The sequence below is a fragment of the Azospirillum sp. SYSU D00513 genome, from assembly GCF_017356015.1.
Taxonomy (GTDB): Bacteria; Pseudomonadota; Alphaproteobacteria; order Azospirillales; family Azospirillaceae; genus Azospirillum.
On the sequence record NZ_JAFIQV010000023.1, the window covers coordinates 44,263 to 56,779 of the forward strand.

Annotated in this window: 12 protein-coding genes; 9 read left to right on the forward strand and 3 right to left on the reverse strand. The window is 68.5% G+C overall.

Translation table 11 applies throughout. The features are described from left to right. Positions 1-229 precede the first annotated feature (229 nt). From JUB11_RS17615 to JUB11_RS17645, 7 genes are all read left to right on the forward strand, one after another. On the forward strand, positions 230-1,213 hold the full coding sequence (locus JUB11_RS17615) for a metalloregulator ArsR/SmtB family transcription factor (RefSeq protein WP_207459883.1): 984 nt from the start codon (positions 230-232) through the stop codon (positions 1,211-1,213). After that, the gene (metF, locus tag JUB11_RS17620; protein WP_207459884.1) at positions 1,210-2,103 is read left to right on the forward strand and encodes a methylenetetrahydrofolate reductase [NAD(P)H]; all 894 of its coding nucleotides are present in this window, start codon (positions 1,210-1,212) and stop codon (positions 2,101-2,103) included. Before JUB11_RS17615 ends, metF begins: the two co-directional genes overlap by 4 nt. Before the next feature lie 58 nt (positions 2,104-2,161). Next, positions 2,162-2,635, forward strand: a complete 474-nt coding sequence (locus JUB11_RS17625; RefSeq protein WP_207459885.1) for a DUF29 domain-containing protein — start codon at positions 2,162-2,164, stop codon at positions 2,633-2,635. Between the two features lie 3 nt (positions 2,636-2,638). Then, positions 2,639-3,112, forward strand: a complete 474-nt coding sequence (locus JUB11_RS17630) for a DUF29 domain-containing protein (RefSeq protein WP_207459886.1) — start codon at positions 2,639-2,641, stop codon at positions 3,110-3,112. A gap of 58 nt (positions 3,113-3,170) precedes the next feature. Then, positions 3,171-6,662, forward strand: a complete 3,492-nt coding sequence (gene metH, locus JUB11_RS17635) for a methionine synthase (protein ID WP_207459887.1) — start codon at positions 3,171-3,173, stop codon at positions 6,660-6,662. A 121-nt stretch (positions 6,663-6,783) separates the two neighbouring features. Further along, a complete protein-coding gene (locus JUB11_RS17640) occupies positions 6,784-6,924 on the forward strand; it encodes a hypothetical protein (protein WP_207459888.1) in 141 nt (46 codons plus the stop codon). Between the two features lie 98 nt (positions 6,925-7,022). After that, positions 7,023-7,550 carry a pentapeptide repeat-containing protein gene (locus tag JUB11_RS17645; protein WP_207459889.1) on the forward strand — a complete coding sequence of 176 codons (528 nt, stop codon included), beginning with the start codon at positions 7,023-7,025 and terminating at the stop codon, positions 7,548-7,550. A 52-nt stretch (positions 7,551-7,602) separates the two neighbouring features. On the opposite strand, the gene JUB11_RS17650 is transcribed toward JUB11_RS17645, so the two are convergent. From JUB11_RS17650 to JUB11_RS17660, 3 genes are all read right to left on the reverse strand, one after another. Beyond that, positions 7,603-9,651, reverse strand: coding sequence for a molybdopterin oxidoreductase family protein (locus tag JUB11_RS17650; RefSeq protein WP_207459890.1), 2,049 nt, complete (start codon positions 9,649-9,651; stop codon positions 7,603-7,605). A gap of 86 nt (positions 9,652-9,737) precedes the next feature. Further along, entirely contained in the window at positions 9,738-10,049 is a 312-nt protein-coding gene (locus JUB11_RS17655; protein WP_207459891.1) for a hypothetical protein, read from the reverse strand. 360 nt (positions 10,050-10,409) lie between these two features. Beyond that, positions 10,410-10,685, reverse strand: a complete 276-nt coding sequence (locus JUB11_RS17660; RefSeq protein WP_207459892.1) for a (2Fe-2S)-binding protein — start codon at positions 10,683-10,685, stop codon at positions 10,410-10,412. Between the two features lie 188 nt (positions 10,686-10,873). Here JUB11_RS17660 and JUB11_RS17665 point away from each other — a divergent pair, with 188 nt between their 5' ends. Both JUB11_RS17665 and JUB11_RS33215 read left to right on the forward strand, forming a co-directional pair. Next, entirely contained in the window at positions 10,874-11,866 is a 993-nt protein-coding gene (locus JUB11_RS17665) for an SAM-dependent methyltransferase (RefSeq protein WP_207459893.1), read from the forward strand. A 291-nt stretch (positions 11,867-12,157) separates the two neighbouring features. Continuing rightward, the gene (locus tag JUB11_RS33215; RefSeq protein WP_282189089.1) at positions 12,158-12,289 is read left to right on the forward strand and encodes a hypothetical protein; all 132 of its coding nucleotides are present in this window, start codon (positions 12,158-12,160) and stop codon (positions 12,287-12,289) included. Positions 12,290-12,517 lie beyond the last annotated feature (228 nt).

A 12,517-nucleotide genomic window follows, 5' to 3' on the forward strand; every position in this document is an offset into this window, starting at 1 on the left:
TTGAACTATCACAGCCCGTTTCGTTTGACCAGATCGCGGTGGAGCTTGCGTTGGGCCATGCACCGCATGGGTGCGGGCCGGCGGCCGGTGCCCCCCGGAACGGACCCTCCCGGCCGGGTGGCGTGCCGACGGCTCGAAAACAGGTTTACGTCGCATAAAGATATCTTTATATCTGTATCCGGACTGGCGGCCGGGGTGGCTTCCGGGACTTGCATTGCTTCTGGCGACCATGGACGATCTGCTTGCGACATTGAAGGCGGCGGCGGAGACCACCCGGCTCCGGCTGCTGGCCCTGTGCGCCGAGGGCGAGCTGACCGTGACCGAGCTGACGCAGATCCTCGGCCAGAGCCAGCCGCGCGTTTCGCGCCATCTGAAGCTTCTGTGCGATGCCGGTCTGCTCGACCGCTTCCGCGAGGGCACCTTCGCCTTCTACCGGCTGGCCGAGGCCGGTCCGTCGGCCGAGCTGGCGCGCGTGCTGGTCGCCGCGATCCCCGCCGACGACCCCACCCGGATCCTCGACCTGGAGCGGCTGGACTCCATCAAGCGCTCCCGCGTCGAGGCCGCCGCCAGCTACTTCCGCGAGAACGCGGGCCGCTGGCACGAGATCCGTTCCCTCCATGTGCCCGAGCGGGAGGTCGAGGCGGCCCTGCTGCGCCTCCTGCCCGACGAGGGGATCGGTGAACTGCTGGACATCGGCACCGGCACCGGCCGCATGCTGGAGGTGCTGGGGCCGCGCGCCCGCCGCGCCGTCGGGGTCGACCAGTCGCGCGAGATGCTGTCCGTCGCCCGCAGCAACCTGGAAACGGCGGGGCTGCGCCACTGCCATGTACGGCAGGCCGACATGTACCAGCTGCCCTTCTCCTCGGCCTCCTTCGACGCGGTGGTGATCCATCAGGTGCTCCATTTCGCGGAGGCTCCAGCCGAGGTGCTGGCCGAGGCCGCGCGGGTGCTGAAGCCAGGCGGGCTCCTGCTGGCCGCCGATTTCGCCCCGCATGGGCTGGAAAGCCTGCGCGCCGAACACGCGCACCGCCGCCTCGGCTTCGCCGACGAGGAGGTCGCCCAATGGTGCCGTCAGGCCGGGCTCGACTGCGGCGCGGTCGTGCATCTGCCCGGCGCACCGCTCACCGTTTCCATCTGGCCGGCGACGCGCAACGCGGCGGCCGCCACCATCGCCCCCATTCCTTTCCTCTCCATCAGCGGAGCCCTGTCATGACCACCGGCATCCCGTCGGTCAGTTTCGAATTCTTCCCGCCGAAGTCGGAGAAGATGGAACAGAGCCTTTGGAACGCGATTCAGCGCCTTGCCCCGCTGGAGCCGGCCTTCGTTTCGGTGACCTACGGCGCCGGCGGCTCGACGCGCGAGCGCACCCACGCCACCGTCACCCGCATCCAGAAGGAGACCGGCATCCCCGCGGCCGCGCACTTCACCTGCGTCGGCGCCACGCGCGAGGAGATCGACTCCATCGCCCGCACCTACTGGGACGCCGGCATCCGCCACCTGCTGGCCCTGCGCGGCGACCCGCCCGAATCCGAGGGCGGCCTGTCCGGCACCTACACGCCGCACCCCGGCGGCTACGCCTACGCGGCCGATCTGGTGGCCGGCCTGAAGAAGGTCGCCGATTTCGAGATCTCCGTCGCCGCCTATCCGGAAACGCACCCGGCGGCCCCCTCGGCCCAGTTCGACCTCGACAACCTGAAGCGCAAGGTGGACGCCGGGGCGACCCGCGCCATCTCGCAGTTCTTCTTCGACAACGACGTGTACTACCGCTTCCTCGACCGCTGTGCCGCGGCCGGCATCAACGTGCCGATCGTGCCCGGAATCCTGCCCATCACCAATTTCGCCCGTGCGGTGGAGTTCGCAGGGAAGTGCGGCGCCTCCATGCCGAAGGGGCTGGCGGAAACCTTCGAGGGGCTGGACGGCGATCCGGAGACGCGCCAGCTCGTCGCCGCCACGGTCGCCGCCGAGCAGTGCCAGGCCCTCCAGGCGCAGGGCATCCGGGACTTCCACTTCTACACCCTGAACCGCGCCGAGCTGACCGTCGCCATCTGCCGCCGGCTCGGCGTGCGCGCCCGGCAGCGCGGCGAAACGCAGGCGGTGGGCTGAGACGGTCTGAGTGTCCCATGTTAGGGTTGGGGATGCCATGCTGATGCGGAGGGCGGCCATGAGCGGCAAGTTCGCCTATGACGACGACTACTACGCCTGGACCCGGGAACAGGCGCGGCTTCTGCGCGAAGCCGCGTCGGAGCGCATCAACACGCCCATCGACTGGGAGCACATCGCCGAGGAACTCGACATCATGGGAGACCAGGTCAGGGACGCCATCGAGAGCCACCTGGCGACCGTGATCGAACATCTCCTGAAGCTGGAACATTCGCCAGATCCCTATCCGCGGCGGAAGTGGCGAATCTCGGTTTCCAAGGCGCGCCGTCATCTGGAGCGGAAGCTGCTCCGCCATCCGAGCCTGAAGGGCTGGCCTGCGGAGGCCTTGGCCGACGCCTATGCCGACGGTCGCGATGATGCGGTTCAGGATGACAGCCTCGAACCGGATGGCTTGCCGCGGGAATGCCCCTACACCCTCGACCAGATCCGCGACCCGGACTGGTGGCCGGCGAGCCGGCACGGTCTGGAGGGGTGAGCCATGGGCGCGCAGCCGGCCTACGACGATGATTTCTACGCCTGGACGCAGGAGCAGGCGCGCCTGCTGCGCGCGGCGTCGTCCGAGCGCATCAACACGCCCATCGACTGGGAGCATGTGGCCGAGGAACTCGAAAGCATGGGCAGGAGCGACCTGCGCGCGGTCAACAGCCATTTTGCCTGCATCATCGAGCATCTGCTGAAGCTGGAGTTCTCGCCGACGACCGAGCCGCGCGGCGGCTGGCGCAGGACGGTGCGCGAACAGCGCGCCTCCGCCCTGGACGCGCTGAGCGACAGCCCGAGCCTCCGGGGCAAGATCGACCTCGTCCTCATATTCCGGCGTGGCCGAGGCTTTGCCATGGACGGGCTCGGGCAGGATCGCGTAGACGAAGCCGATCTGCCCGCCCTATGCCCTTGCAGCCTTAAAGACATTCTCAATGAGGATTGGTGGCCGGCCAGCCGGCACGGTCTTGCCTAGCCTTTCGTGACCCCGCCCTTTCGCCCGAACGACCCCAGAACCGGAACCGAACAGTCCCATGGCCCACATTCTCGACACTCTGCGTGACCGCGTCCTGCTTTGCGACGGCGGGTTCGGAAGCCGCATCCAGGCGATGGACCTCGACGTGGAGAAGGATTTCTGGGGGCACGAGAACTGCACCGACATCCTGCCCCTGTCGCGCCCGGACATCGTGCGGGAGATCCACCGCGGCTATTACGAGGCCGGGGCGGACATGGTGGAGACCGACACCTTCGGCGCCTCCCCCATCACGCTGGGCGAGTTCGGGCTCCAGGACAAGGCGTTCGAGATCAACCGGACGGCGGTCGAGCTGGCGCGCGAGGCGGCGGAAACCTTCACGGACGGGCGGCCCCGCTTCGTGATCGGCTCGGTCGGGCCGGGCACCAAGCTGCCGAGCCTGGGCCACGCGCCCTACGCGGTGCTGGAGGAGAGCTTCCACGTCCAGGCGGCCGGGCTGATCGCCGGCGGCGCCGACGCGATCCTGGTGGAGACCTGCCAGGACCCGCTGCAGATCAAGGCCGCCGTCAACGGCATCAAGCGCGCCCGCAAGGAGGCCGGCTCCGAGACGCCGGTCTTCGTCCAGGTCACGGTGGAGACCACCGGAACGCTGCTGGTCGGCACCGACATCGCGGCGGCGGCCACCGTGATCCAGTCGCTGGACGTGCCGCTGCTGGGGCTGAACTGCGCCACCGGCCCGCTGGAGATGAGCGAGCATGTGCGCTGGCTGTCGCAGAACTGGCCGGGCTTGATCTCCGTCCAGCCGAACGCCGGCCTGCCGGAGCTGGTGGACGGCAAGACCCATTACCCGCTGCGCGCCGACGACTTCGCCAACTGGCTGGAGCGCTTCGTCGTCGAGGACGGAGTGAACCTCGTCGGCGGCTGCTGCGGCACCAACGTGCCGCACATCCAGGCGGCCGACGCCATGCTGCGCAAGCTCGCTCCGTCGGGCGGGCACCGGCCGAACGCGAAGGGGCGCACGGTCCACTGGGTGCCGGCCGTTGCCTCGCTCTACAGCCAGGTCACGCTGCGCCAGGAGAACGCCTTCTTCGCCATCGGCGAGCGCTGCAACGCCAACGGTTCCAAGAAGTGGCGCGAGTACCAGGAGCGGCACGACTGGGACGGCTGCGTGGAGATGGCGCGCGACCAGGTGAAGGAGGGCAGCCACGCGCTCGACGTCTGCACCGCCTTCGTCGGGCGCGACGAGATCGCCGAGATGAACGAGGTGATGAAGCGCTTCGTCGGCTCGGTCACGGCGCCGCTGGTGATCGATTCCACGGAGTTGCCGGTGCTCGACCAGGCGCTGCAGCTCTATGGCGGCAAGGCGATCCTGAACTCGATCAACTTCGAGGACGGGCTGGAGCCGGCGCGCAAGCGGCTGGAGCTGGCCAAGAAGTTCGGCGCCGCCGTCATCGCGCTGACCATCGACGAGGAGGGCATGGCCAAGACGCCGGAGCACAAGCTCCAGGTCGCCAAACGCCTCTACGACCTCGCGGTGAACGAGTACGGCCTTGCCCCGGCGGACCTGCTGTTCGACCCGCTGACCTTCACCATCGCGACCGGCAACGAGGACGACCGCAAGCTCGCCATCTGGACGCTGGAGGGCATCGAGGCCATCGCCAAGGAGATGCCCGGCTGCCAGATCATCCTCGGCCTGTCGAACGTCTCCTTCGGCCTGAACGCGGCGGCGCGTCATGTTCTGAACTCGGTCTTCCTCGACCATGCCGTCAAGCGCGGCATGACCGGCGCCATCGTCCACGTCTCCAAGATCATGCCCCTGCACATGATCCCGGAGAACGAGGTCAAGATCGCCGAGGATCTGATCTTCGACCGCCGCGCCGAGGGCTACGACCCGCTCCAGGCCTTCATCGCCCTGTTCGAGGGCCGCAAGGCCGCCGACGCCAAGAAGAAGGTCCGCGCCGAAACCGCCGAGGAGCGGCTGAAGGAGCGCATCGTCGACGGCGACCGGACGGGCCTCGAGGACGACCTGAAGGAGGCGCTGGAGATGCACCCGCCGCTGGACATCATCAACACCTTCCTGCTCGACGGCATGAAGGTGGTGGGCGAACTGTTCGGCGCCGGCAAGATGCAGCTCCCCTTCGTGCTCCAGTCGGCCGAGACGATGAAGGCCGCCGTCGCGTATCTCGAACCCCTGATGGAAAAGATCGAGGGGCAGGAGAAGGGCACGATGGTGCTCGCCACGGTGAAGGGCGACGTGCACGACATCGGCAAGAACCTTGTGGACATCATCCTCACCAACAACGGCTATAAGGTCGTCAACCTCGGCATCAAGCAGCCGGTCAGCGCGATCATTCAGGCCGCAAAGGAGCACAAGGCCGACGCCATCGGCATGTCCGGCCTGCTGGTGAAGTCCACCGTGGTGATGCGCGAGAACCTTGAGGAGATGACCCGCGAGGGGCTGGAGGTGCCGGTCCTGCTCGGCGGCGCCGCCCTGACCCGCGGCTATGTCGAGGAGGATTGCGTGCGCTCCTACGGCTCCGGCCGGGTGGCCTACGCGGGCGACGCCTTCGACGGGCTGTCGCTGATGGACAAGGTCGTTACCGGCAGCTTCGACCAGCAGCTCGCCATCCAGCAGGCCAAGCGCGCGGGCAAGGCCACCAACCGCCGCCGCGTGCTCGGCCAAGCCACCAGCGCGGCCACCGGCCCGGTGGACAAGGATGCCGTCCGCGCCCGCCGTCACCGGCTTGCCGAGGGCGTGCCGGTGCCGACCCCGCCTTTCTGGGGGCCGAAGCTGATCGAGCATGTGCCGCTCAAGACCCTCGTCACCTACCTGAACGAGCGCATGCTCTACCAACTCCAATGGGGCTACCGGAAGGACGGCAAGTCCTTCGAGGAGTTCAAGGATTGGGCGAAGAAGGAGCTGCGGCCGGTGCTCGACCGCATCCTCCAGATCGCCGCGAAGGAGGAGATCCTGCGGCCCCAGGCCGTCTACGGCTACTGGAAGGCGGCGGCCGACGGCAATGACGTGATCCTCTTCGCCGAGGACGGGACCAGCGAGGTCGCGCGCTTCTCGCTGCCCCGCCAGGCCAAGGAGGACGGCGAATGCATCGCCGACTTCCTGCGCGACGTGACCGACCCGGAGCGCGACGTGATCGGCCTCCAGGTCGTCACCATGGGCCAGCATTGCGCCGAGGTGGCGCGGGAGTGGTTCGCGGAGAACCGCTACCAGGATTATCTCTATCTGCACGGCCTGTCGGTGGAGATGACCGAGGCCATGGCGGAATACGTCCACGCCCGCATCCGCGCCGAGCTGGGCTTCGGCGCCGAGGACAGCCGCGACAAGGACAAGCTGCTCCAGCAGGCCTATCGCGGCTCGCGCTACAGCTTCGGCTATCCGGCCTGCCCGAACGTCGAGGACCAGGAGCAGCTGCTGCGCCTTCTCGACGCCGGCCGCATCGGCATCGAGCTGTCGGAAGGCTTCCAGCTCCACCCGGAGCAGAGCACCTCGGCCATCGTCCTGCACCACCCCAGGGCGAAGTACTTCTCGGTCTGAGGATGGGAGGGGACCGCTCCTTCGGAGGGGCGGTCCCTCTTTTGCGGTACGGACCGCGCCGTGGCCCAGGCTTGGCTGTTTGCCCTTCATGAACTTGGCGGCAGACAGGGGAGAGTGAGTCATGGCCGACACAAAGCCGAAGATCGTCCGCAGCGAAACCCAGGCACGGCAGGCGACCACGCCGCACGTGACCCGCTATGTGCTGGGCATCGGGCTTCCGCTCGCGATCCTGGCCTTCATCGTGGTGGCGCTGTTCTTCTGAGCGGAATGTTTCGGGCCGCGCCGGGTTCCAGGCCCTGGCGCGGCCAAGCTTCCGTTCGCCGTCTGGAAAATCCGCCGCTCGTCCCTATCTTTCGGGGGATGAAGAAATCGAACCTTGCCGGCCGCGCGGCAATCCTCCCGTCGCTGATCCTCTTGGGCACGCTCGTCCTCGGCTTTCCGGGGACGGCCTTGGCCGCCTGCACGGATCCGGCGCAGCCCGAAGTGAACTGGCGGCGCTGCTATCTCGACGGGCGCGACCTGTCCGGCACGGTGCTGCGCGACGCCATGCTGCGTGACGCCACCTTCCAGCGCGCCAATCTGAAGGGTGCCGACCTCAGCAAGGCCGACGCCTACCGCGCGAAGTTCGTCAGCGCCGAGCTTCCCGGCGCGATCCTCGACGGGGCGCGCCTGATCGAGGCGGACCTGACGCGGGCCAATTTGGACGGCGCCTCCCTCAAGGACGCGGACCTGCGCAACGCCCAGCTCTCCCACGCCTCGCTCAAGGGCGTGAACCTCACCGGGGCGCAGATCTCCGGCGCCAACCTGCGCGGAGCGAACCTCAGCGGTGCCACTTGGACCGACGGGCGGAAGGTCTGCGCCGAAACGTCGGTGGGCCAGTGCAACTGAGCCAGTGCAACTAAGCCCCGCGTAACTGATCTATCCTGGGCGGGGCGGGCCGTCACGCCCGCCGCAGCCACACCGCCGTGTCGTGGAAGGCGGCGCCGCCAGCCGGGGGGATCGGTTCGGGCGAGGTCAGGGTGTTGATGCCCAGCCCTTCCACGAAGGCGGTGTTCGGCCAGATGCCCTCCACGATGACCACCCCGCGCGGCACCCCGTCGAAGGGCTTGGCGTGGACGACCACGCTGCCCTGCGGGTTGCCGAGCCGCACCGCGTCGCCCTCGGCGAGCCCGAGCCCGCCGGCATCCTCGGAATGCAGCAGCACGGTCGGGCGTCCCTCACGGCGCTGGGCGGTTACCGTTTCGCTGAAGCTGGTGTTCAGGAACTGCCGCGCCGGTGCTGTGACGAGGCGGAAGGGATGCTCGGCGTCGGCCTCGCGGGCGGGGGGCATGTGGTCGGGCAGTTCCGGCATGCCGCCGTAGGGGCCGAGCGCCGCCCAATCCGGGGCGAAGCGGAAACGGCCGTCCGGGAAGGCGAAGCCCTTCAGGAAATGCGATGTCTCGAAGTCCGGCTGGGCGTCATGCCAGCGCTGCTCCGTCATCGCCTCGGCGTCCGGCAGGCCCGACGACACCAGCATGGCGTCGATGATCTCCAGGGCGCTCATCCCGAAGCCCGGATGCTCGGCGCCCAGCCGCCGGGCGAGCTGCTGGATGACCCAATGGTTCTCGCGCGATTCATGCTGAGGCTCGATCACCTTGCGGCCGATCAGGATGTGGCTCTGGCCGCCGCCACGGTAGATGTCGTCATGCTCCAGGAAGGTGGTGGCCGGCAGCACGAGGTCGGCGAGGAGCGCGGTGTCGGTCATGAACTGCTCATGCACCGCGACGAACAGGTCCTCGCGCAGGAAACCCTCGCGGATGCGGGCGGAGTCCGGGCAGATGGCGGCGGGGTTGGTGTTCTGGATCAGCATGGCGGTGACCGGCGGGCCGCCCTTCAGGTCGCGCGGATCGCCGGTCAGCACCGCGCCGATGCGCGACTGGTCGAAGGAGCGCACGCGCGTGTCCAGCCGGTCCAGCCCCTCCGCCAGGGTACGGTCGAGGCTGTAGATGCCCGAGGAGCAATAGAGCCCGCCGCCGCCCCGCTGCTGCCAGGCGCCGGTGACCACCGGCAGGCAGGACACCGCGTGCATCTGCGCCGCCCCGTTGTGGGAGCGCGTCAGCCCATAGCCGACGCGCAGGTAGCTGCGCTTGGTGGCGCCGTAGAGCCGGGCGAAGCCGGTGATCTCCTCCACCGTCAGGCCGGTGACGGCGGCTGCCCATTCCGGCGTGCGGCTCTCCAGATGCTCCTCCAGCCGCTCGGTTCCGGCGGCGAAGCGGGCGAGATAGGCGCGGTCGGCGTAGCCTTCCTTGAACAGCACATGCATGACCGCGCAGGCGAGCGCCCCGTCGGTGCCCGGCCGCAGCATCAGGTGCAGGTCCGACACCTCGGCCGTGCCGGTGCGGTAGGGATCGATGGTCACGAGCTTCGCCCCGCGGCCCTTCCGGGCGCGGCTGACATGAGTCATGACGTTGACCTGGGTCGCCACCGGGTTGCCGCCCCAGTTGACGATCAGGTCGCTCTCGGCCATTTCGCGCGGGTCGGTGCCCCGGATGTCGCCATGCCCGGCGAGCCAGCCCATGTTGGCCGGCGTGTCGCAGACCGTGCTGGTCTGGCGGGAATAGCCCTTCACATGGCGCAGCCGCTGGATGCCGCCGCGCTGCACCAGCCCCATGGTGCCGGCGTAGAAATAGGGCCAGACCGCCTCCGGCCCGTAAGTCCGCTCAGCGGCCAGGAAGGCGTCGGCGACGCGGTCCAGCGCCTGGTCCCAGCCAATGGGCGCCCACTGGCCGGAGCCCTTCGGACCGGTGCGCAGCAGCGGCGTCCGCAGCCGGTCGGGGGAATGCACACGCTCGGCGTAGCGGCTGACCTTCGCGCAGATGACACCGGCGGTGTAGCTGTTGTCGGCGGCGCCACGCACCTTGCCGATGCGGTCGGGCGCCAGCCGCTCGACTTCGAGGGCGCAGGTGCTGGGGCAGTCGTGCGGGCAGGCGGTGGGCTGGTAGCTGGACAAGGCGGGTCTTCCGGAGGGGCGGGTCGAGGTGCGCAGCTTAGCACAGCTTGCCGATACCCCATACGCCGGCTACATGCTCCAGCGGCTCACGCCCGAGGCGGAGGATCGGCGAGCCGGCTTTCCAGCGCGTCCATCGCGCGGACGAGCTCCTGGATCGTTTCGTCGGCGTTGAGGCGCGCGTAGGGCCACGCGTCGTCCGTGACCATGTGCGCCGCCTCGGCGCGCGCCATGGCGCGGTTGTGCAGGCCGCGGAGCGCGTCCAGCGTGCGCTCCAGCTCCTCCCGCCGGTCGGCCCCGCTGCGCTCGACGGCGTGGCGGAGCCGGTCCAGCCGCTCCGTCGCCGCGAGGATGAGATCGCGGCACTGCGCGTTGTGGGCTTGCCGGTTCAGGCAGCTCATTGCCATTTCCTCCCGCAGCGTCCCCGGAACGGAATGGCTTCGCTGCAGCGCAAAACAAAATGCGCCGCAGCGAAGAAACAGCCATGTCGAACGGTTCAAATTCCTGTGATGGTCCGTTCGCCGGTCCGGAGACGTTGGCGCATTCAGGCGCCGGTTCTTATTGTTTTCGGTCTTTTCTGGCGGGTTTGCTTGTCGAGGAAGCGCTCCGCGCCGTCCCGATACTCAAGCCCATCGGGGTGTACGCGTCAACCGAACCATGAGCCTATTACGGCCGAAGGGCTCCGGCCTCCCGCGCCCGGATGATGCCGGCCCTTATTGGCCGGCGGGCGCGCGAAGGGACCCGTGCCCCGGCCCGGCGGGTTACTCCGCCGCGACCCCGTAGGGAATGGCGTCGAGATTGGCGGGCTCGAAGACGGGAGCGGGCTGGTGGATGACCTGCGCGGGCGAGAGGGACGGGCAGGCAGCACAAGCCCCGGCGCAGTGTTCCTGCGCCATGCTGCGCATGGTCGGCACGCATTTGCCGCACTGGACTTGGCTGTCGCAAAAACGGAAGACCGAGGCCGGCGTGGTCGCTCCCTGAGCGAGGGCCTGCTTGACCTTTTTCTCGTTCAGGGCGTTGCAGATGCAGACGTACATGAAGCCTCGGCGGCGCTATCGCTTTGAACGCCCCAAGCAGTAGAGATAATGAGAATGGTTGTCAATCTCACGATCGAGGCAAACCCCGCCGCCGCGCGGGGTGCGCCGGTTTGTCACAGCCGTGCCCGGGCAGGGGAGGGCCGCCTAGCCCGCTTGCATTCCGCGGGCCGGAGGGGTAGCCCCTTGCCATGAACGACACGACCCCCGGCGCCCCGCCGCCCAACCGGCAATCCTCTCCGCAACCCTCCCGGCCCGCCGCCGACGCCGCGGCCCACGAGCCGTTCGGCCAGACGGTCTATCTGGCCCCGGAGGGATTCACGGACGACCTCGTGAAGGAACTGGGTGAGGTTTCCCTGGTCGAGGACCGGCTGGTTTTCGCGCCGGGTCCCGCGCGCCCCTCGGCCTGGGCGCAGAATGTGTGGATCGACCCGGTGACGATCCCCATCACTTCGATCAAGGGCGGGGCCAAGGCCTTGCGCGGCCTTCAGCGGAACTGGGCGCTCTGGCCTTTGCGCCACCATGGGCGCGCCAAGCTGATCCAGGAGAACCTTCCGCACGTCTCGGCCAAGCCGATCACCTTCCCGACGCCCCGGCCGACGGCGCCGCTGGGGTCATGGACGCTGCTGGACGAGAACACCATCCTGGCGGCCCCGCACTGCTCCAGCCCCTTCCGCCATGGCGAGGCGGTGTTCGTTGAGAACAGGACGGCCCCGCCGAGCCGCGCCTACCTGAAGCTCTGGGAGGCGCTGACGCAGCTTGGCCACTGGCCGGGGCCGGGCGACCGCTGCCTGGACCTCGGCTCCAGCCCCGGCGGCTGGACCTGGGTGCTGCACGAGCTGGGGGCGAGCGTGGTCAGCGTCGACAAGGCGCCGCTCGACCCGTCCGTCGGCCGGCTGCCGCGCGTCGAGTTCCGGCAGGAGAGCGCCTTCGGGCTGCGGCCGCAGGACATCGGGCCGGTCGACTGGCTGGTCTGCGACGTGATCTGCTACCCGACCCGGCTTCTCCGGCTGGTGCAGGGCTGGATGGAGAGCGGGCTCGCCAAGCGCTTCGTCTGCACGCTGAAGTTCCAGGGCGAGACCGACCACGAGACGGCGCGCGCCTTCGCCGCCATCCCGGGTGGCCGGGTCATGCACCTCTTCAACAACAAGCATGAACTGACCTGGATGTGGCCGGGACCCTGACGGCGTTCCGGCTCTCCGCGATAGGACAGGCGGGCGGTCATAGGGGCGCCGCCGCGAGACTGTTCTATGGCGCGCAGGGGTGTCGGCCCTTCGGCCGGCCCAGGTTTATGAAAAATTGAGGGCAAAGATCTTATACTTTTGAGCGTTGGTGTGTCTTCTTGGTCACCTGTGGTCATTTTCGGCGAATGCTGCGGATGAACTCCCTTCCGCGCCGCGTTAACCAAGCATCAACTGGTCGCGTGCACAATATTCGCAGCAGCGGGTTTGCTTGCGGATGGCGGGAGTTAGGCCATGGCCCAGGAATTGAAGAGTTTCCGGAAGGATTGGCAGCGCTGGTCGCGGACCGAGCGCGCCATGGCCGTGGCGCTGGCCGTCCTGGTGGCCGCGATCCTCGGCGGACCCATCTCGCAGGGCCTGTTCTGAGCAGCAGTGCTGCGGCTTCCATGAACAGGCCCACTGTTCGCGGGCCAGCCTTCGTCCCGGCAGGTTCTCCCGCCAGGTTCCCGGTCAGGTCAGGACCGGTGTCTTCCGTCTCTTGCATATGATACCGGGTTCCGGAAAATTCCGACCTCCGAACCGGGTATAGGGCCGCGACTGCGGCCCCGCGCCCCCTGGCGCAGAAATCGTGGCGCGGAAGTCCTGACCACAGGT

Excerpts from the sequence above, each read along its gene's own strand:
- JUB11_RS17615 (WP_207459883.1), top strand. The coding sequence starts at position 230 with ATGGACGATCTGCTTGCGACATTGAAGGCGGCGGCGGAGACCACCCGG.
- metF (WP_207459884.1), top strand. The coding sequence starts at position 1,210 with ATGACCACCGGCATCCCGTCGGTCAGTTTCGAATTCTTCCCGCCGAAG.
- JUB11_RS17625 (WP_207459885.1), top strand. The coding sequence starts at position 2,162 with ATGAGCGGCAAGTTCGCCTATGACGACGACTACTACGCCTGGACCCGG.
- JUB11_RS17630 (WP_207459886.1), top strand. The coding sequence starts at position 2,639 with ATGGGCGCGCAGCCGGCCTACGACGATGATTTCTACGCCTGGACGCAG.
- metH (WP_207459887.1), top strand. The coding sequence starts at position 3,171 with ATGGCCCACATTCTCGACACTCTGCGTGACCGCGTCCTGCTTTGCGAC.
- JUB11_RS17640 (WP_207459888.1), top strand. The coding sequence starts at position 6,784 with ATGGCCGACACAAAGCCGAAGATCGTCCGCAGCGAAACCCAGGCACGG.
- JUB11_RS17645 (WP_207459889.1), top strand. The coding sequence starts at position 7,023 with ATGAAGAAATCGAACCTTGCCGGCCGCGCGGCAATCCTCCCGTCGCTG.
- JUB11_RS17655 (WP_207459891.1), bottom strand. The coding sequence starts at position 10,049 with ATGAGCTGCCTGAACCGGCAAGCCCACAACGCGCAGTGCCGCGATCTC.
- JUB11_RS17660 (WP_207459892.1), bottom strand. The coding sequence starts at position 10,685 with ATGTACGTCTGCATCTGCAACGCCCTGAACGAGAAAAAGGTCAAGCAG.
- JUB11_RS17665 (WP_207459893.1), top strand. The coding sequence starts at position 10,874 with ATGAACGACACGACCCCCGGCGCCCCGCCGCCCAACCGGCAATCCTCT.
- JUB11_RS33215 (WP_282189089.1), top strand. The coding sequence starts at position 12,158 with ATGGCCCAGGAATTGAAGAGTTTCCGGAAGGATTGGCAGCGCTGGTCG.